Annotated in this window: 14 protein-coding genes; 6 read left to right on the top strand and 8 right to left on the bottom strand. The window is 43.2% G+C overall.

Annotated features, from left to right (window positions below; all coding sequences use genetic code 11):
- Positions 1 to 8: 8 nt before the first annotated feature.
- Positions 9 to 1,256, bottom strand: a complete 1,248-nt coding sequence (locus L693_RS0123555; RefSeq protein ID WP_025720484.1) for a S1C family serine protease — start codon at positions 1,254 to 1,256, stop codon at positions 9 to 11.
- A 310-nt stretch (positions 1,257 to 1,566) separates the two neighbouring features.
- Between L693_RS0123555 and L693_RS0123550 the strand changes: the two genes are divergently transcribed.
- Complete coding sequence (locus L693_RS0123550; RefSeq protein ID WP_025720482.1) at positions 1,567 to 3,192, top strand: nitrite/sulfite reductase; 1,626 nt, start codon at positions 1,567 to 1,569, stop codon at positions 3,190 to 3,192.
- Between the two features lie 110 nt (positions 3,193 to 3,302).
- On the opposite strand, the gene L693_RS0123545 is transcribed toward L693_RS0123550, so the two are convergent.
- The 3 genes from L693_RS0123545 to uvrB all read right to left on the bottom strand — a co-directional run bounded on the left by L693_RS0123545 (position 3,303) and on the right by uvrB (position 9,966).
- Positions 3,303 to 4,508 (bottom strand): hypothetical protein, encoded by a 1,206-nt coding sequence (locus tag L693_RS0123545; RefSeq protein WP_231503742.1) that lies wholly within the window; start codon positions 4,506 to 4,508, stop codon positions 3,303 to 3,305.
- A gap of 431 nt (positions 4,509 to 4,939) precedes the next feature.
- The gene (gene uvrA / locus L693_RS0123535; RefSeq protein WP_025720476.1) at positions 4,940 to 7,801 is read right to left on the bottom strand and encodes an excinuclease ABC subunit UvrA; all 2,862 of its coding nucleotides are present in this window, start codon (positions 7,799 to 7,801) and stop codon (positions 4,940 to 4,942) included.
- A gap of 173 nt (positions 7,802 to 7,974) precedes the next feature.
- Positions 7,975 to 9,966, bottom strand: coding sequence for an excinuclease ABC subunit UvrB (gene uvrB, locus L693_RS0123530; RefSeq protein ID WP_025720474.1), 1,992 nt, complete (start codon positions 9,964 to 9,966; stop codon positions 7,975 to 7,977).
- A gap of 208 nt (positions 9,967 to 10,174) precedes the next feature.
- Here uvrB and L693_RS0123525 point away from each other — a divergent pair, with 208 nt between their 5' ends.
- Positions 10,175 to 11,005, top strand: a complete 831-nt coding sequence (locus tag L693_RS0123525; protein ID WP_025720473.1) for a flagellar motor protein — start codon at positions 10,175 to 10,177, stop codon at positions 11,003 to 11,005.
- The gene (locus tag L693_RS0123520) at positions 10,989 to 11,801 is read left to right on the top strand and encodes a flagellar motor protein MotB (protein WP_025720472.1); all 813 of its coding nucleotides are present in this window, start codon (positions 10,989 to 10,991) and stop codon (positions 11,799 to 11,801) included. Before L693_RS0123525 ends, L693_RS0123520 begins: the two co-directional genes overlap by 17 nt.
- 235 nt (positions 11,802 to 12,036) lie before the next feature.
- Here the strand turns inward: L693_RS0123520 and L693_RS0123515 are convergent, their stop codons facing one another.
- Positions 12,037 to 12,261 (bottom strand): aspartyl-phosphate phosphatase Spo0E family protein, encoded by a 225-nt coding sequence (locus tag L693_RS0123515; RefSeq protein WP_025720470.1) that lies wholly within the window; start codon positions 12,259 to 12,261, stop codon positions 12,037 to 12,039.
- 233 nt (positions 12,262 to 12,494) lie between these two features.
- Positions 12,495 to 13,877, bottom strand: a complete 1,383-nt coding sequence (locus L693_RS0123505) for a DNA-binding protein (RefSeq protein ID WP_025720468.1) — start codon at positions 13,875 to 13,877, stop codon at positions 12,495 to 12,497.
- Positions 13,878 to 14,133: 256 nt separating this feature from the next.
- Between L693_RS0123505 and L693_RS0123500 the strand changes: the two genes are divergently transcribed.
- Positions 14,134 to 14,517: a helix-turn-helix domain-containing protein gene (locus L693_RS0123500; protein WP_025720466.1), complete on the top strand. Its 384-nt coding sequence runs from the start codon at positions 14,134 to 14,136 to the stop codon at positions 14,515 to 14,517.
- A gap of 86 nt (positions 14,518 to 14,603) precedes the next feature.
- Here L693_RS0123500 and L693_RS0123495 read toward each other — a convergent pair whose 3' ends face one another.
- On the bottom strand, positions 14,604 to 16,001 hold the full coding sequence (locus L693_RS0123495) for a helix-turn-helix domain-containing protein (protein ID WP_025720464.1): 1,398 nt from the start codon (positions 15,999 to 16,001) through the stop codon (positions 14,604 to 14,606).
- 102 nt (positions 16,002 to 16,103) lie between these two features.
- Positions 16,104 to 17,426 (bottom strand): helix-turn-helix domain-containing protein, encoded by a 1,323-nt coding sequence (locus L693_RS0123490; protein ID WP_025720462.1) that lies wholly within the window; start codon positions 17,424 to 17,426, stop codon positions 16,104 to 16,106.
- A 296-nt stretch (positions 17,427 to 17,722) separates the two neighbouring features.
- On the opposite strand from L693_RS0123490, the gene L693_RS0123485 reads away from it, so the two are divergent.
- Both L693_RS0123485 and L693_RS0123480 read left to right on the top strand, forming a co-directional pair.
- The gene (locus L693_RS0123485) at positions 17,723 to 18,298 is read left to right on the top strand and encodes an RNA polymerase sigma factor (RefSeq protein ID WP_025720460.1); all 576 of its coding nucleotides are present in this window, start codon (positions 17,723 to 17,725) and stop codon (positions 18,296 to 18,298) included.
- Positions 18,270 to 19,415 carry a DUF4179 domain-containing protein gene (locus L693_RS0123480; RefSeq protein ID WP_025720458.1) on the top strand — a complete coding sequence of 382 codons (1,146 nt, stop codon included), beginning with the start codon at positions 18,270 to 18,272 and terminating at the stop codon, positions 19,413 to 19,415. The genes L693_RS0123485 and L693_RS0123480 overlap by 29 nt, the downstream gene beginning before the upstream one ends.
- Positions 19,416 to 19,464 lie beyond the last annotated feature (49 nt).

Here is a 19,464-nt window from a genome sequence, read left to right as displayed (position 1 = left end):
GTTTTTATTCATTTTCCAGCAACAGCAGCCTCTTGAGCCGACTCTGATGCTTCCTTGGAAGGCGCTATGCTGCCATCTTCGACAGAATCCGATTCATTTGAACCTTCAAGATCCTCTCCCGACTGAATGGAATCATAGATTTCACCATTATCCTGTGTCAATACCAGCTTGCGCTTCACAATATCACCGTCCGACTGCATAAGTACACTCACCGTTTGACCCGGCTGATAGCTTTTAAGCAACTCATTGACGTCGATTGCGGAAGCTACACGCTTGCCGTTAATACTGTATAGCTCATCGCCTTCCTTGATTTTGGCCTGAACGGCGTTCGCCGAAGTAATTTTCGTGACTTTCAGAGGGTCCTCGGTAGGCAATCCGACGATAGCTGACCAGCTCTCTTCCAGGCCCAAGCCAAGACTGGCACGCCGAACCTCGCCGTATTTGAAAAATTGGCCGATGACGTACTTTACCGTATCCGATGGAATTGAAAAGCCCATATTTTCAATGCCAACCGCCGAGAATTTCATCGTATTGATCCCGATGACCTCGCCCTTGAGATTGACCAGCGGACCGCCGCTGTTACCGGGATTTATCGCTGTATCACTTTGGATCAGACGATAAGCAGCGTTGACACCACGGTTCAGTCCACTAACAACACCCGAGGTTGCCGAATTACGAAGTGAGAACGAAATAGGCGTACCGATAGCGACCACCTGCTCACCCACCTGCAGACTGTTCGTGGAGGCTGCCAAAGTAGCGGGCTTGAGTCCGCTTGCCTTGATTTTGACTAATGCCAAATCACTGACCGGATCGCTGTAGCTGTCGGTAATTCCATACGATTTTCCGTCCGAAGTTACAACTACAGCATCACCTAATCCTTCGATAACATGTGCATTCGTGACGATCCACCCATCTGTCCGAATAATGACGCCCGTGCCGTGAGCCAGATTGTACCGATCTCCACCTGCTACTGTTTCTCCTGTGGCAGAACGGCCGATGATACCGACCACAGAAGGAGATACATTTTTAATGACCTGCGGCACACGATCGGCTGATAACGTATATGTACCATTCGCGCTGTTATATGCGCCGCTGGTTCCCAATGCTTTATTCATATCGCTTACGTTGACATAGACCCCGCCATTAATGACTTTGGCCTTCAAAGCAGCTCCACTGCCGGCTGCACCTGCTGTTCCAGAAACACACAAAGCGCTGCCCAAAGCCAGCACAGCCGCTCTTTTCCCCATCTTACGCATACACTCACCATTTCCTCTCTTACATGACCCTCTTCTATCAGATAGTCCAAATCTACCATAGAGGGGACATGCATACAATCGCTTTAAGCCCTATCTTTTTCTAAAATAGTACCGCTTGCCACTTATCTGTCCTCTCATACTATTTATATTATAAATTTACCAAATCCTTATATCAAAAAAATAAGCAAAAACGATAAATAATCGTTATACCGTTTGGACCATTCCTTCGTTTACGGGCACAACCAATTATGATACCATCACATTATATCTTAGTTTTATTATCGGAAATAAAATAAAGGAGGTTAACAGGATGGCCTACGAACCAATCTGGACTGCTCATCCAGATAAGCTAAACAAATTTGAGCTGGTCAAGCTGGAAAAAGACGGGCTCGACGTTATACGCACCATTATCGAAAGCTATGCAAACGAAGGCTATGACTCGATTTCCGCAGACGACATGGACCGTTTCAAATGGGCTGGTGTCTATCAGCAAAAGCCCAAGGACGGTCATTTCATGATGCGTGTCCGCATTAACACAGGTATCATGACCTCAGCACAGGCACATGCATTGGCCGACATATCCACGCTGTACGGACGCGGTCTTGTGGATGTCACCACTCGTCAGGCGATTCAATTTCACTGGCTGACGGTTGAAAACTTGCCCGATATTTTCAAGCGACTGGAAGAAGTCGATTTATATTCCTTTGAAGCCTGCGGAGACTGCCCGCGTACGATTGTCGGGAACCCGCTGGCTGGCATTGACCCCAACGAATTGGTGGATACCAGAGAGATTGTCGACGAGGTAAACCGTTTTTTCTTATTGAATCGAGACTTCTCCAATCTGCCGCGCAAGTTCAAAATGTCCATCTCCGGCAATACGTACAACAACGCACAGGCTGAAATTAACGACTTGTCCTTCACGCCAGCCACCAAGACCATTGACGGAAAAGAAGTGGTCGGCTTCCACGTGATGGTCGGTGGAGGTTTATCCGCCAAGCCACACTTGGCACAGTCACTGGATCTGTTTGTTCGTCCCGAGGAAGTACTGAAGGTTGCTATTGCAGTCACAACCATTTTCCGTGACTACGGCTATCGGGAAAAACGGCACCATGCCCGCCTGAAATTCCTCGTCGCCGATTGGGGCACGGAAAAGTTTTTGGCTAAACTCACTGAGTATATTGGCGAAATGCCAGGACGAGGCGAGGACAAAACAATTGGCTGGCAGGCCGCCTATTTTGACGGTGTACATCCTCAAGCCCAGGAGGGCCTGAATTACGTCGGTCTGAACGTGCCTGTCGGTCGTCTGAGCGCCAACGAGCTGCATGAACTGGCTGAACTGGCTGATCGCTATGGTGATGGACAGATTCGTACCACCATGTCGCAAAATATATTGCTGAGTGGCGTGCCGGACGACCAAGTGGAAGAATTACTGGAAGCTCCTGTGTTGCAGCGCCTGACACCACAGCCCAAGCATTTCATGAGCCGTACGGTATCGTGCACAGGGAATGAATTCTGCAATCTGGCGATTGTGGAAACCAAAAAGCGGGCGGTCGATGTAGCCAAGTATTTGGATCAGCACGTCGATTTAGATGAAAAAGTGCGAATTCATTTTATCGGCTGCCCAAATTCCTGCGGTCAAAAGCATGTTGCAGACATCGGCTTGCAAGGCTCGCTCATTAAAACACCCGAAGGCATGGTCGACGCTTTCGATATCGCTATCGGTGGAGCACTCGGACCCGATGCCCAGTTCAACAAAGCGCTCAAGGGTCGCGTACGCGGAGATCAGGTCGGACCTGTCCTGGCAGAACTCATTCTGTTTTACAAAGAAAACCGGACCCCTGGCGAAAGCTTTTTCGCGTATGTACAGCGTGTAGGTGTTCCGACTTTCCAGGAAAAGCTGTCTGCTATTTTACAGTCCAGCATTGTTGCATCCTAGATACCGCATCCAATACCAGCCTGTTTGTATTTCATATACAAGCAGGCTGTTTTTTTATGATCACACAGCTATACAGATCATCCTCAGCGTTTCACAAAAAAGACACCGGATTACTCCGGTATCAATATTTTCGCAAAATCGAGCACTGTTGGTTTCTGGACACCAGTTGTAGATGTTACCACCGCGTAGCCTGATGGTATTTTATATATCAAACCCGTATCATATCGGATACCAAAGGAATTGTCTTCCTTATAATGAGTCGTAGTTTCCCATTCCTTCGTTCCGTTTCCTTCCAAGCCTGTGATGGTGATTCCATGCATCTTCGTGGTTTTTCCCAGTGGGTCATATTGATCGCTAAACTGAACGTACAGTTGTTCTTCAGGCAGGTACACCCGGTCAGACGGATAGTCCTCTGTATTGCCAAACAATTGCAGATCATTACTTAAAACCTGTGTGCGCTTGCTGTTTCCATTAAATCCAGTTACAGCAATATGACCATTAGACAGCTCACGTACTTCAGCAATGTCCTTGCCCGGGCCCAAATCCAACTGGATATTGCGAATATCGCGACCATATACATCTACTTGCACCCCTACCGGGCCATCTGAGCTGTTCATAAGCGCATAATACCCACCGTGGCTGCCGACCAGCCAACCCGAGTTCACCCCGTTCGTCGTTCGATTCCATTGAATATCGCCATCTTCTGTATACTTGAATACAGTGAAAGTCTGCTCCGCACCGTTAAGAGAGGAGACCAAAAACCCTCCATCCGCAAGCGGTTCAAAGCCTATCCGAGTATTTGGTCCATGGGATATCAAGCCATCCGTTTGTAACGTTTTGGACCACACGGCATTGCCGTCGTTATCCAAACGTATCGCCTGCAAATCTTGTACGCCGTTCGGTTTTGTATAGTCAGTCAGAAACAGCATGCCACCATCTGACGTTTCCCGCTGCACCCCCCTGCTGCTCGATCCCGGTTGCATGCTCAAATCCTGCTGGTGCCACCATACGCTCTCCAGAGAGCTGTCCAGCTTGCCATATGTAACATGCACTACGCTTGCCTCTGTATCGTCCTCGATATTCAGGATTAAAAAACCGCCATTCATCGCGGGCTGGATATAATCGTGGGCGTTTTCTACATCCTTAATGCTTCCAATCGCCGCACTGGTTTCAATCTCGGCTTGCTTGGTCACAAGTGCCTGAGACACCTCTGATGCATAGGATGGTGGAGCACTATAGCCCATCGCACATGCCGCCAAAACAATTCCCGCTGCCCATGAATATACTCGTGTACGTAAAACCCTGTTTGGTACCATCTTCAAAACGTTACAGCTCCCTTCATGACTTTACCTCAGAGATGTTATATAAACCCTTGATGTGATCAAACTACAGACGCTTCAACTTGGAATGGTTGTCACGTGGGCACGGAGCTTCGTATGATGCCAATTACTTATGAGTTATATATTTATCTCTTCAAGTCCGAGCCTCAACATCCGCAACTCTACAATAGAGAGACTACTCAGAACTTTCTGACGATGAATACAGCTATAGATTTATTATTTCAGTTCTTGGAAAACTATGTGTCACATGCTTTAACGCAAGATTTGATAAAAGTTTTCTTTTTTTCAAAAATAATAAAGCCCTGCCAAGAAAAAGGCATAGATACGTAAATTCGTATTCCGCCTTCATACCTGTGCAGGGCTTCCAAAACGTACAAAGAGGCTATCTTTAAGTCAATAAACGCTATCTATAGATCAACCGCCTGAAGCGCTTGGCTGCGCTGTGTATCCCGTTCAAGGATTGGTTTTAAATATCGGCCTGTGTACGATTCTTCAACTTTCACGAGCTGTTCCGGTGTTCCTGTAGCCAGGATCGTTCCACCGCCGCTTCCACCTTCTGGTCCCAGATCAATCAAATAATCGGCTGTTTTAATTACATCCAGATTATGCTCAATAACCAAAACCGTCTCTCCTGAATCAACCAAACGATGCAGTACCATTAGTAATCGGTCAATATCGTGAACGTGCAGGCCGGTGGTCGGCTCGTCCAGAATATAAATTGTTTTGCCTGTGCTGCGACGATACAGTTCAGAAGCGAGCTTCACACGCTGAGCTTCACCCCCGGATAAGGTAGTCGCAGGCTGACCCAGCTTGACATACCCCAAACCTACGTCCATCAGTGTCTGAATCTTGCGATGGATCTTGGGGATATTTTCAAAAAACTCTGTCGCATCCTCTACCGTCATCTCCAGTACATCAGCAATACTTTTGCCTTTGTACTTAACCTCAAGGGTCTCCCGATTATAGCGTTTGCCCTTGCAGACTTCACATGGGACATATACATCTGGCAGAAAATGCATCTCAATCTTGATGATGCCGTCGCCTTTACAAGCTTCACAGCGACCACCCTTGATGTTAAAGCTAAAACGACCTTTTTGGTAGCCTCGGACCTTTGCCTCATTTGTTTTGGAAAATAGATCACGAATATCATCAAATACTCCGGTGTAGGTCGCAGGATTTGAACGAGGCGTACGGCCGATTGGAGACTGATCAATCTCTACGACTTTATCAATATTTTCAAGCCCGCGAATCTCCTTATGCTGCCCCGGACGAACTCTCGCCCGGTTCAAATCACGCGCCAGCGTTTTGTATAGGATTTCGTTGACCAGCGTTGACTTCCCGGAACCGGATACGCCAGTAACAGCCGTGAACACACCTAACGGGATTTTAACATTCAAATTTTTGAGATTATTCTCCTTGGCCCCGCGAACCTCCAGCCACTTATCCGTAGGCTTGCGTCGTTCGGTATTGACCGGAATGAACTTGCGGCCACTCAAATATTGTCCTGTCAAAGAGTTTGGGTCCTCCATAACTTCCTGCGGGGTCCCCTGTGACATGATCATCCCGCCATGGATTCCTGCTCCCGGCCCAATATCAATAATATAATCTGCTGCCATCATGGTATCTTCGTCATGCTCCACCACAATCAACGTATTTCCGAGATTCCGCATATGCTCCAAAGCACTAATCAGGCGGTCATTATCTCGCTGGTGCAATCCGATACTAGGCTCGTCCAAAATATAGAGTACACCCATTAGACTGGACCCGATCTGTGTCGCCAGCCGAATACGCTGTGCCTCACCACCGGACAACGTCCCTGCTGCACGGCTTAATGTCAAATATTCCAGACCGACATTGACCAGAAAGCCCAAGCGGCTATTAATTTCTTTTAAAATGAGATTGGCAATCGACTTCTCCTTCTCACTCAGCTCCAGCGTTTGGAAAAAGTGAGCCGCTTCAGCGATGGACAAATCAGTCACATAGGCGATATTGTGCTGCTGAATGGTTACCGCGAGGCTCTCTTTCTTCAGACGGTGTCCCTTACAGGTGTTACATGGTTTGGCGCTCATAAAGCCTTCAATAAATTCACGGATACCATCAGAAGCTGTGTCACGATAACGACGCTCCAGATTCGGAATGATTCCCTCAAAGGTCACATAGGCTTCCTTGCGTTGACCAAAATCATTTTCGTAACGGAACCGAATCTTCTCGTCAGCCGTCCCGTGTAAAATGATGTTCATTTGCTCCGTGGTCAATTGGCTAACAGGAACATCCTGTGGAATACCGTAATGCTCGCATACCGACTGTAAAAATTGCGGATAATAAGTGGAAGTTCCACCACTCCATGCCTGAAATGCTCCATCCTCCACACTTTTTTGAGAGTCGGGAATAAGCAAATCTGGGTCCACCACCATTTTAGCACCCAGTCCGTCACAATCCGGGCAAGCACCAAACGGATTATTAAAGGAGAACATCCGCGGGGTCAGCTCATCTATACTGAAACCGCAAATCGGGCACGCAAAATTAGAGCTAAACCGCAGCTCTTCTTGCCCCATATTGTCCACGAGCAACTGGCCGCCTGACAGTTTTAGAGCCGTCTCAATCGAGTCGGATAGACGCGTACGCACATCTTCCTTGACTACGATCCGGTCTACGACCACTTCAATCGAATGCTTCTTATTCTTCTCCAGCTCAATCTTTTCCGACAGCTCGCGCAATTCTCCATTGACACGTACCCGTACAAAGCCCTGCTTGGCTATATCCGCAAATAGTGTTTTATGCTCGCCTTTACGTCCCGATACCAATGGAGCTAAAATTTGCAGCCGTGTCTTTTCAGGATACTGCATGATGCGATCCACCATCTGCTCAACGGTCTGGGATGTGATCTCAATGCCATGTTCAGGGCAATGAGGGTGGCCGACTCGGGCAAACAATAACCGCAAATAATCATAAATTTCTGTAACCGTACCAACGGTCGAACGCGGATTCCGGTTGGTGGTTTTCTGGTCAATAGAGATCGCAGGAGACAGACCGTCAATCGAGTCGACATCCGGCTTCTCCATCTGTCCGAGGAACTGACGCGCATACGCAGATAGAGATTCCACATATCGCCGTTGTCCTTCCGCATAAATCGTATCGAAAGCCAGTGACGACTTACCTGAACCACTAAGCCCCGTCAGAACGACAAATTTGTCACGAGGAATCGTCACGTCGATATTTTTGAGATTATGCGCCCGTGCGCCTTTGATGATGATGCTTTCATTCGCCAAATGTTTCATCTCCTTAGCTGTAGTTCAAGTCATGCTATATTCCATTGGATTATTGACGCAGGTGATATATCGCAAAGAGAACGACCACATGGGCCGCCCTCACTATTGTTAAAACGTGCAAACATTTCATTTTCAATGTGCCTGCGCTTCCAGCTTATTCTTATACTACATGCTTAATCAGCCCGCAGCTCCAGCAAAGCGTCACGCAACTCGGCGGCCCGCTCGAACTGTAGATTCTTGGCCGCATCCTTCATTTCTGCTTCCAGGCGCTGAATAAGCGATTGACGCTCCTTCTTGGAAAGTTTACCCGTCTCACTAGGAAGGTAATCATTCTTTGCCTCTGTAGCCTTGGTTGCTTCAATGACATCCCGAATCTTTTTACGGATCGTTTGAGGGGTAATCCCATGCTCTTCATTATACTGAATTTGAATCGCACGGCGGCGTTCCGTTTCTTTGATCGCTTTATCCATGGATTCGGTAATCTTATCACCGTACATAATAACACGACCATCGCTATTCCGTGCTGCCCGTCCAATCGTCTGAATCAGAGACCGTTCAGAACGCAGGAAGCCTTCTTTGTCCGCATCCAAAATGGCAACCAGAGATACTTCCGGTAAATCCAGGCCTTCCCGCAGCAGGTTGATCCCGATCAGCACATCAAAAGTGCCCAGACGCAGATCCCGCAAAATAGCCATCCGCTCCAGTGTCTTGATCTCAGAATGCATATATCGGACCTTGATGCCTACTTCTTTTAAATAGTCTGTCAAATCTTCCGACATCTTCTTCGTGAGTGTGGTGACCAGTACCCGTTCTTCACGGTCTATGCGAAGTCGTATCTCATTAATGAGATCGTCAATCTGACCCTTGCTCGGACGCACCTCAATAATGGGATCAAGAAGCCCGGTTGGACGAATAATTTGCTGCACCATTGTATCGCATTTCTCCAGCTCATAGGGACCTGGAGTAGCCGATACGTAGATGATCTGGTTCACCTTGTCTTCGAACTCTTCAAATTTCAACGGACGGTTATCCAGCGCGGACGGCAGACGGAAACCATGCTCCACCAGCACATTCTTGCGCGCCTGGTCACCATTATACATAGCCCGAATTTGCGGCAGCGTAACATGGGATTCGTCAATGACGATCAGCATATCATCCGGAAAATAATCCATCAACGTATACGGTGTCGCTCCCCGCTCGCGGAATGTCAGTGGACCCGAGTAGTTCTCGATCCCGGAACAAAAACCGACCTCTTTCATCATCTCGATATCATAACGAGTACGTTGTTCCAAACGCTGGGCCTCAAGCAGCTTCCCTTGTTCCTTCAGCACCGCCAGTCGCTCTTCAAGCTCACGCTCAATGTTGACCAGCGCCACCCTCATCGTATCCTCATGGGTAACGAAGTGAGATGCCGGGAAAATAGCTACATGCTCACGCTCACCGATCAATTCACCCGTAAGCACATCAATCTCGGTAATCCGTTCTATCTCATCCCCAAACAGCTCTACCCGTATGGCATGTTCCCCTTGAGAAGCCGGGAATATTTCAACCACATCTCCACGTACACGGAAAGTACCCCGCACGAAGTTGATATCGTTCCGCTGATATTGAATATCTACCAAACGGGACAAAATCTGATTGCGGGGTTTCTCCATACCGACTCTAAGCGAGAGCAGCAGGCTTGAATATTCTTTCGGCGAACCCAAACCATAAATGCAGGAAACACTCGCTACGATAATAACATCACGACGCTCAAACAGAGAGCTTGTGGCCGAGTGGCGAAGTTTATCAATCTCCTCATTAATGCTGGAATCCTTCTCAATATACGTATCAGAAGACGGAATGTACGCTTCCGGTTGATAGTAATCATAGTAGCTGACAAAATAATCAACGGAGTTGTTTGGAAAAAACTCTTTAAATTCGCTTGCCAGTTGGGCAGCCAACGTCTTATTATGCGCAATAATCAGCGTAGGCCGATTCAGCTTGGCGATGGTTTGCGCGATGGTAAATGTCTTACCCGTTCCCGTAGCACCCAACAACGTTTGATGCTTCTTTCCTTCTGCGATCCCTTCTACCAGTTCAAAAATGGCCTGAGGCTGATCGCCTTGAGGTTGGAATTCCGACTCAATTTCAAAAGTCTTGTTGCTAACAACGATATCACTCATTGCCCTGCATCACCCTTATCGTCTAAAATGGAAACATCATGTTACTACACCAGTCGAGCTGGAACGTCTTTACCTGTAACTCTATGTCGATATTTCCCGAGCAATGGTACTTGGGAAATATGGTTAGATAAGAATGTTTGTTCCCGTATTATACCTCTTTCTTACTGTGGATGCAAACGATAAGTCTTGAATAGGAGTGAATTATATTTTGGATATCACCATCGTATTGGGCATCATCGCAGGAATCATATCATTAATCGGTGGCTTCTTATGGGAGGGTGGCCAATTTTCAGGACTGCTCCAAGGTACATCGGCTCTGATTGTATTTGGTGGAACCTTCGCCGCAGTCGTTATTAGCTACCCCGCCTCCAAGCTGAAGACCATCCCCACTGCGCTTCGGATGGCGTTTAGCCGTGAGGAAAACCCTACCGAGCAATATATAGAAGATTTGGTTTCTATGGCTTCCACCTCCCGCCGATCCGGTGTACTTGCGCTAGAGCGTATTTCCTCGGAGCATCCGAATGCTTTTTTGCGTGAAGGTCTTCAACTGGTCATCGACGGCACCGAGCAGGAGCAGATCAAACAGATTCTAGAGCTTGAGTTAGATACCATTGAACAAAAGCATGAAGGATATGCCAAAATATTCGATTCCGCAGGCGGCTATGCCCCTACGATGGGAATTATCGGTACGGTAATGGGTCTGATCCATGTACTGGGCAGTCTGACCGAGCCTACTGCGCTCGGACCGTCCATTGCTGTCGCGTTTATCGCAACACTATACGGCGTAGCCAGCGCCAATCTGATCTTCTTGCCCATCGCTTCTAAAATAAGGGCATGCAGTGAATCAGAGGTCGCTATAATGGACTTGCTGCTGCAAGGTATTCTGGCTATCCAGAACGGTGAGAATCCGAAGCTAGTACGCAAAAAGCTGGATTTCTTTATCCGCTCAGAACAAAATCAGGATCGCAAACCACCACGGCGCTCACGCGTAGAGATCACCGCTCCAAAGGAGGACTCCTTCCATGAGAACGCGCGCTAAGCGCCGTGGGCGTAAGGAGGGCGGAGACCATCGTGACCGCTGGATGATTACCTATGCTGATCTAATCACCCTGCTGCTCATTTTTTTCGTTGTAATGTACGCCATGAGCAGCCTGGATGCCAAAAAATACGATATCGTTGTTCAATCCCTCCAGGATACATTCCACAAGGGTGATTCTATTCTGGAGCAAGGCTCGGGCATCACGGGTTCGGCGGATCGCTACACCAGTAAGAATCCGCCTGCGACCAAGCAACCGGCATCCGATAAAAAAGAAGCGGGATCGACTAAGCTAACCGAACGTGAACAGGCCTTTCGTAAGCAGGAAAATGAACTGCAAAATCTAATGGGTGTCATTCAAGAATATATTTCGGACAACAAGCTGGAAAACCAGATTTTCGTGTCAGATCAACCGCGGGGTATTGTCATTACGCTGAATGACCGCTTTTTATTCGATCAAGGCAGGGCTGCACTCAAGCAGGGCTCTGCCAATACGCTATCCAAGTTGGCCAGTCTGTTCAGGGACTTAAAAACACCTATCAGTATTGAGGGACATACGGACAACATTCCTTTCACTGGCACCTCAAGCTCATCGATCTATAAGGACAACTGGGAGCTTTCCGGCGCACGCGCGTTATCTGTACTCCGATTCTTTCTGGACAGAGAACATCTGTCACCCTCTGGATTCCAGTATGCGGGTTATGCGGATACCCGACCGGTTGGTGACAATAAGACCGAGGCTGGACGGCAAAAAAACCGCCGTGTCGAAATCACTGTACTGCGCCAGCTTCAACAGTAAATGCCAAAAACCTCCGGAGTCACGCAGCAACGTGAATCGGGAGGTTTTTTGGGGATACATATCATCATGTTATATGGCTTCCGCTCTGATGTGACGCAGAACAATAAACCGTACGAACAACGTGTAAAAATGCGGCGTACGAGATTCAATCGAGATTATTTTGTTTAGTCTATATCCCCACTATGTATTAGAAGCCAAGGTGAAGTTAGGTATATCTTGTCATGTTGCTTGAAAATCAATAAGATAGGACAAGCTCATGTTGCTCCTCTTGCATCTGTGAACTATTAGTTATGGTATGTCTACGATAGCTGCATTTCCAATCGCTGTACTTATTAAGGAGTCGATCCAACTCCATGGACTTGAGTAATACCCGTCGATCCTTCAATCCCACCTCATTCGCCAAATCGTTTAATTCCTTCCGCTTTTCTTCGATGCAGTCCTCCAATTCTTGCCATTTCACATCAATAAACCTCCTGTTCGGTGTGGTATTTACATTTATTTTACAGGCTGATACCTTCCCCGGAGGTTAAAATTATAATAAAACCCAGTTCATTCCTTTAACGGAATGAATCAAAAAAGCCAATCCAAAGAATTGGCTTTTTCGATAACTATTAAGCTCCAGTACCATGTCCAAAAACAATAATATTATGGGAGAATGTTAAAAAGCCAAAAAGCCCTATAATTAGCATGTTTTTAAGGTTTTTTACTCGCATTCACTAAAACCTCCTCCATGATACTTTCATACTCTAATTTTTGGTCTTTTGTCGCTTTGTTTCTAAATCTTTCGAATAATGCTGTGCAAACCATAAATTTATCTTTGTTGCTGATTTCAAAACATTTTCTCAAGCTTTTTAAAACATAATAAATACCTTTTTCATGGGAAAGGTTATTAAACATATATATAGCCAGTTGGTAACACAAATCAGCATATGTGTCGTAACTAAACGACTGTTTATAGTAGCTGGTTTCCATAGATAATTCATTATTAAATGAGGTCAATTCATGAGAAAACTGTTGGAGAATATGCTCAATTAAAAAACCATGCTTGTTAGCCGACTCCACTATCGTTAATAAACCTAGCAAAATCTCGGGTGGGTTATTCTTCAGGAATTGAATATACATCGGCAAACTGCTTACATCACCCATAAGAATCTTCAAGTTAAGTTGATTAGCATTAGCCCAAAGAGTAAACCTTTGCACTTCTTGCTGACCAATTTCCCCTAAATCTTTAAACCAACTTAAATCGGCATAGCCAGAAATATACTTCATGGCTTCCTCATATTTCTCTTGTTTTTCCAATGCATTTCCCTTCGTCAAGTAACCTTGACCATAATAGACGACTAAATGTCTCTCTGTTTTCAATGTAACATTCTTTTTATTAGTTTCTCTGCTCTTACAAACAATAGTTGCAAGAGCTCTTAATTCATCTGCATAACGCTCTGCTTCTTTCCATTGATGCAAGTTGAAATAAAGATTTGACAGTTTAAGCAGACCATCTAAATGATAATCTAAGGGTACCCGATTCCTAAAAGGTACGAATCTTAGTGCAGCTTCCAAATTTATTTCCATATTTCGACTAACAGAAATTGAAAAAATTCTATAGTGACTGATAGCCAACCTCTCGGAATGTTGGTATTTCTCATTTTCAATAACACATTCATAGAAAGGAATTGCCTCTTGCAATTTCCCTTCATCATAAAGTTCCTCTGCCAAAGCAAAAATTGTAGGGATATGAGTAAGATCCTCCATTAATCGGGAGAGCACCTTTTCAACGCACCGTAGGTTGCCAACTTCAACACAACGTATCAAGAATGGCTTAACTCTTTTCCAATGTGGTCTTCCATCATAAAAACATTCATCCACATACAGGTCGTACAACCAGTCTTCTGGATAATTAAGCGCTTTAGTAATCAAGTCCATTTGTCTCACAGAGATTGGTTTGGGCGGATTACCATTAAGCATAGCACTAAATACGCCCCGATTAAGTCCCGTAGCTTGTCCAAAACTATTAAACGTGTAGCCACCAAGCTTTAATTCTTTCTCAATTTCCGAACGAATCGTGGTTGCATTCTCCAATAAAGACACCTCCCGGCGTATTCAGATGATTTTAAAAAATCACCCTCCTCGACAATCAATTACAATATACTAGAAATTATATGAATATATTGGATGATGGTCAACCCCTTTTTCTACACTGTTTCAATAGATTATGGAATTTAATGTTATAAAAAAGTTCTCACAGGGACTTAATGTTCAATTATTTAGGCAATTCAATTACCTCCACGCCTGATCTACCTTTGTCTACACTCATACTATAGGAGTGTGGATGTCGATGGAAACAACGAAACTCATAGGAGCGAAAATCCGCCAATTTCGAAAATTGCTTGGTATAACACAAGAACAGCTTGCAGAAGCATCTGATTCAACAGGTTCCTATATCGGAAAGTTAGAGCGGGGCGAGGTCAATGTACAAATAAAAACATTGGAGAAAATAGCCGAAGCGTTGGACACAAACGTGTTTGCATTTTTTGACTTCAATCCACATGAAGAGTTCAAAAGTCAGCCCTGGATATGGGGATGTATTCATATTCTTTCCCAGCAGAGTGAAGCAGAACAAAACAAAGCTTATCGCATACTAAAGGAACTTTTTACCTCTTCAGAGAGTGAGCTGCTAGAGAATAACTCTGATACACCTGATGCACATGAGGAATTTTAATTTTCACTCGTTTAATATGTACGTAAAAATTAAAAGAGCTATGTGATCTTCTACTCTAGGTAGAGAAACATAGCCCTTTTTATGCTCTAAGAAGTCATTTGATTGATGTTATTTTCCACTGCTTTTATCACTTTTTCATATTCTGTCCGTTGTTCTTCGGTCGAATGATCCTTATATTTCTCAAACAATAGCGTGATGGACTTGATATAGTAAGTCTTATCATTTAACTGTGAGGATGCTTTTAAACTAATCAGCATACTGTCTATTGCCTCGGTATAGCTCCTTTTATTAAAATAGTATCGACTAAGCTCAAGAAAAAAACGAGAATAGTTCAACATATTAAAATCCAAAGGATAGTAAGAAATATTTCCACTTAATTCTCTAAATCCATCAATCTGATCAGAAAACATGATTAAAATATCATCTATTGAATAATTGAATGTGTTAGCCGATTTCACAATAGTTAACAGACCATGTAAAATTTCTGGCGGATTATTTCTAATTAGCTCAACATAGGAGGGAATACTAACTTGTTCTCCCATTAGAATTTGTATGTGTAAAAGGTTGGCTTTCGCCCATAATTGAAATTTTTGTGCTTCCATTGTTCCTAACTTATCAAGAGCTACCAAGTGCGTCAAATTAGAGTAATAAGGAATGGTTTCTAAAGCCTGTTCATATAAGCCTTGCCTTTCTAGAGCACTTCCCTGCAATAGATATGCTTGACCTAAGTAAACGATTAGATGCCTTTCCGTATCCAGATCCTTAATCTTATAATTATTAACTTTTTTGCAAGGATACTGCTTATAAATGTTTGTAGCTAATATTTTCAATTCTTCAGCATAGAATATAACCATTTCAAATTTCTGAAGTTTCAAATAAGTATTTGCCAGCTTTAACAGCGCATCCAGTTGATGGTTTTCAGGCAAATTCTTGCGAAATTCAGCAAATACTATAGCTGATTCACGATTTTTCTCCAAGTCATCTCCTAACGAGGAACAAAACAATCTGTATTGACTTATGGCCAACCGCTCCGAGTGGTAATATCTTTCGTTCTCTATTACACACTCGTAAAAGGGGATAGATTCCTTTTTCTTACCTACTTCGTGCAACTCTTCTGCAAGTTCAAATATCGTCGACACATAGGACAAGTCCTCTGTTAATCTCGACAATACCCTTTGAATATAGTCTTTCCTCCCTAACTCTACACAACGCAATAAAAAAGGCTTGATCCGTTTCCAGTGCCCTTTTCCCTCGTAAAAACATTCATCTATGTACATCTCATAGAGCCAGCCCTCGGGATATCCCAATGCCTTGGTTATCAGGTCCATCTGCCGAACGGAGATTGGCTTGGGTGGGTTGCTGTTCAGCATTGCACTGAAGGTACCGCGATTAATACCGGATATCTTACTGAAACTGCTAAAGCTATAGCCTCTTTGCTTCAATTCTGTTTCTATCTTCGAGCGGATCGTAGGTGTATGTTTCATATTAACACCTCATTTCAATACTATTAAATAAATCGATTGTTGACTATTAACTAGAATGCGAAATTAAAATCCTTTGCAAATTTCTCTTTATGGATTGTAAATTCAGTATGTTGCTCCTTTGTAGCAAACCCCCCTATACTTCTCAAACAATATAATAGATTGTGCAAATACAATTGAATTATTTACTAACGTTGCTAGTTTTAAATTTTTAAGAATTGTGTTTATTCCCTCAGTATGATTTTTGAAATTAAATTGATACATAGAAAGTTGTAAATTAAAATTGCAATAATCATCCATATACAAAGCATCCTCATTCTCAGTAAACTTTTGAATGTAATCACTAAAATGCTTTAATATATAGTCTATGTTAAAAAAATGTTTATTAGCCACTTCTAATAATGTAAGAACCCCCGGCAATATCTCTTTCTCATTCTCCTCCAGTAACAAAATATATTTCCCTAAATTGCTTTTATCCCCCATTAATAAGTCCAGTACATATCCATTAGCTGTTGCATACATTTTTAATTTTTCAACTTCTCTTTGGCCAACCTCATCCAAACCTTTGAACCAACTTAAATCCGCATATCTAGAAACATTTTTTTTAGCCTCATGATACAACTCTTGCTTCTGTAATGAGAAAGCTTGCATTAATAATGCTTGCCCATAATATACTACTAATGGCCGTTCGCTAGAATATGACTCAAAATCATCATGATTTTTATTATCTTGAGCTATTCTATATTCATATATACGCGTTGCAAGTTCTAGCAATTTCTCACTATAAAAAATGGTTTGACTCCATTTATGTAAAGAAGAATAAATATTAGCCATTTGTAAAAGAGCGTCCAACTGATAAGCCTCAGGCAAACGATATAGAAATGGAGAGAATTGAATAGTTAGCTTTAAATTCTCCTCTGCGTTAGAACTTAATTGTATTCGAAACAATCTGTATTGACTAATGGACAATCGTTCCGAGTGGTAATACCTTTCATTCTCTACTACACACTCGTAAAAGGGGACAGACTCCTTTTCCTTGCCTCTTTTATGTAGCTCTTCTGCAAGTTCAAATATCGTCGACACATAGGACAAGTCCTCTGTTAATCTCGACAATACCCTTTGAATATAGTCTTTCCTCCCTAACTCTACACAACGCAATAAAAAAGGCTTGATCCGTTTCCAGTGCCCTTTTCCCTCGTAAAAACATTCATCTATGTACATCTCATAGAGCCAGCCCTCGGGATATCCCAATGCCTTGGTTATCAGGTCCATCTGCCGAACGGAGATTGGCTTGGGTGGGTTGCTGTTCAGCATTGCACTGAAGGTACCGCGATTAATACCGGATATCTTACTGAAACTGCTAAAGCTATAGCCTCTTTGCTTCAATTCTGTCTCTATTTTCGAGCGGATCGTAGGTGTGTGCTCCATGCCAATCCTCCTCAATAAGTTTTAGACATATCATCAGTAGTACTTTATATATAAAACTCCATTCTATAGGAAATTCATTTCAATACAAAATAGCGAAAATAGTGAAATATATGGTCAATATCTCTACTTTAATTTATGATGCCTTTAAAAGAAGTCTTTTTTTAATGAATCCCGTGATAATTGAAAAGTTGAATGTCGTACATAAAGAGAGCATAAAAGCAAGCTTCAAGTTTTTTTATTTGAATGTCACAAACGCATACCTTTTTCAGTTATATAGGCAGAAAGGAGGGACGTTAATGGAAAAACTACATGCAAATAATCGAGACATAGATATCAATCTTGTCATAGAACAGGTCCAAGCGGGCGACAAACAAGCATACACACATATCATACGGCGTTATCAACAACAGATCTTTTTATATTGCTACTATTTACTTAAAAATCAGGAAGAAGCGGAAGATGCAGCTCAAGAAATATTCATCAAAGGGCTTGAGTACATCCATCAGTTCGTACCTACAGTTTCTTTTTCAGCTTGGCTTTACAAAATTGCTCAAAATCACTGTAATGACTTATTAAAAAGAAACGCTAGAAAATTCAAATCCTTCATTCAGTACAAATTGAACCTAAAGCAACAACCAATACACGAATATACAAATTTAATTCACGAGTTACTGGACCAGCTAACATTAAAAGATCGTCAAATTTTATTATTACGTTCACTTGAGGACTACAACTACGAAGAGATTGCTACAATAATGGGACTGAAATCATCCACGATCCGAAAAAGATATGAGCGACTCCGTAAAAGGCTAATTAACTACAATGAAAAGGGAGGAAAACAAATTGAGCACTCATTTAAACCCGGAAGATAAAGAAATCGAGCACTTACAAAAGCTTATTCGGAATACTCCATTACAAGTGGATTTAATTGATAGAACTATGGAACGCTATAGTAAACTAAAAACAAGGCGCTATAATCGCTCTAGCTTTCGTTCAAAAAGAGTTCGCAATACCTTTTTCGGAACTTCCGCTGCACTTGTAATGGCGTTTACACTTGTCGTTAGTACTGGATTCATTTCCCCGACAATGGCTTCATCCTTAAAACAAGTTCCAGGTATGAATTCTATATTCCAGCTAGCTGGTGACCTTGGGTTACAAACAGCGGACGAAAAAGGGCTGTTATCAAAACCAAATCTTAGTGACACTCACGATGGCCTGACTCTCAGCGTACCGGAAGTCATGTTTGATGGAACACGTGTATCAATTGCCTTAGAACGACAAACCACTGACAAAAGATTTTTAAACACCGAATTACCCTTGTTACTTGATGATTTAATATTTTCCATTAATGGCGAAGAAATTAATTCTTCTTATGCACCTAAAAACACCAGCAACTCCATTGACTCATATACGATACCTGGAAAAAATTCGAATTCAACCATTATACAATTTTCAGATTTACGTAATCAAGGAGGAAAATCTTTTCCAGATAAGTTTGATTTAACAATTTCCATGTCTGTCTCCGGCATTAAGCAGCCATTTAAAATAGAAATTCCTGTGGAAAAGAATACTAAGAATAACTTAGTTTTTACACCATCCCTTAAGCGAGAGTATAAAAACATTGACTATACCCTAGAAAAAGTTGAGCTCACACCGATTACAACTAGCATCACAACTCGCATAAAGCTACCTGCTAATTCAAAAATTTCTTCGTCACTTGCTTTGTGGTTGAGTTATGAAATTTACGATGATAAAGGAAAGCAACTAAATTTAATTAGCAACAATGGTTGGAGTGCTACTGATGGCAACGTTCTGATAAATGATTCACGATTTGAACCTTTCATCTCTCTCCCCAAAGAAATTACTATAAAGGTTTATAAAGATATCTTAAAAAAGGATGATAAGAGCAAATTCGAACTAGGGAAAGATGGAAATCCAAAAAAAGAGTATTTCCCTGATTTAGAAATTACTTACCCAATTAATCCATAAAAATAAATAAGTGAAGGAAGTGAAGCGTACTTCACCTCCTCCACTGCAT

Origin of the sequence: Paenibacillus sp. 1-18, from assembly GCF_000520755.1 — a bacterium.
Classification (GTDB): Bacteria; Bacillota; Bacilli; order Paenibacillales; family Paenibacillaceae; genus Paenibacillus; species Paenibacillus brasilensis.
This window is presented reverse-complemented; position numbering and strand designations above follow the sequence as displayed.

Excerpts from the sequence above, each read along its gene's own strand:
- uvrB (WP_025720474.1), bottom strand. The coding sequence starts at position 9,966 with ATGAGTGATATCGTTGTTAGCAACAAGACTTTTGAAATTGAGTCGGAA.
- L693_RS0123500 (WP_025720466.1), top strand. The coding sequence starts at position 14,134 with ATGGAAACAACGAAACTCATAGGAGCGAAAATCCGCCAATTTCGAAAA.
- L693_RS0123495 (WP_025720464.1), bottom strand. The coding sequence starts at position 16,001 with ATGAAACATACACCTACGATCCGCTCGAAGATAGAAACAGAATTGAAG.
- L693_RS0123555 (WP_025720484.1), bottom strand. The coding sequence starts at position 1,256 with ATGCGTAAGATGGGGAAAAGAGCGGCTGTGCTGGCTTTGGGCAGCGCT.
- L693_RS0123550 (WP_025720482.1), top strand. The coding sequence starts at position 1,567 with ATGGCCTACGAACCAATCTGGACTGCTCATCCAGATAAGCTAAACAAA.
- L693_RS0123485 (WP_025720460.1), top strand. The coding sequence starts at position 17,723 with ATGGAAAAACTACATGCAAATAATCGAGACATAGATATCAATCTTGTC.
- L693_RS0123545 (WP_231503742.1), bottom strand. The coding sequence starts at position 4,508 with ATGGTACCAAACAGGGTTTTACGTACACGAGTATATTCATGGGCAGCG.
- L693_RS0123490 (WP_025720462.1), bottom strand. The coding sequence starts at position 17,426 with ATGGAGCACACACCTACGATCCGCTCGAAAATAGAGACAGAATTGAAG.
- L693_RS0123520 (WP_025720472.1), top strand. The coding sequence starts at position 10,989 with ATGAGAACGCGCGCTAAGCGCCGTGGGCGTAAGGAGGGCGGAGACCAT.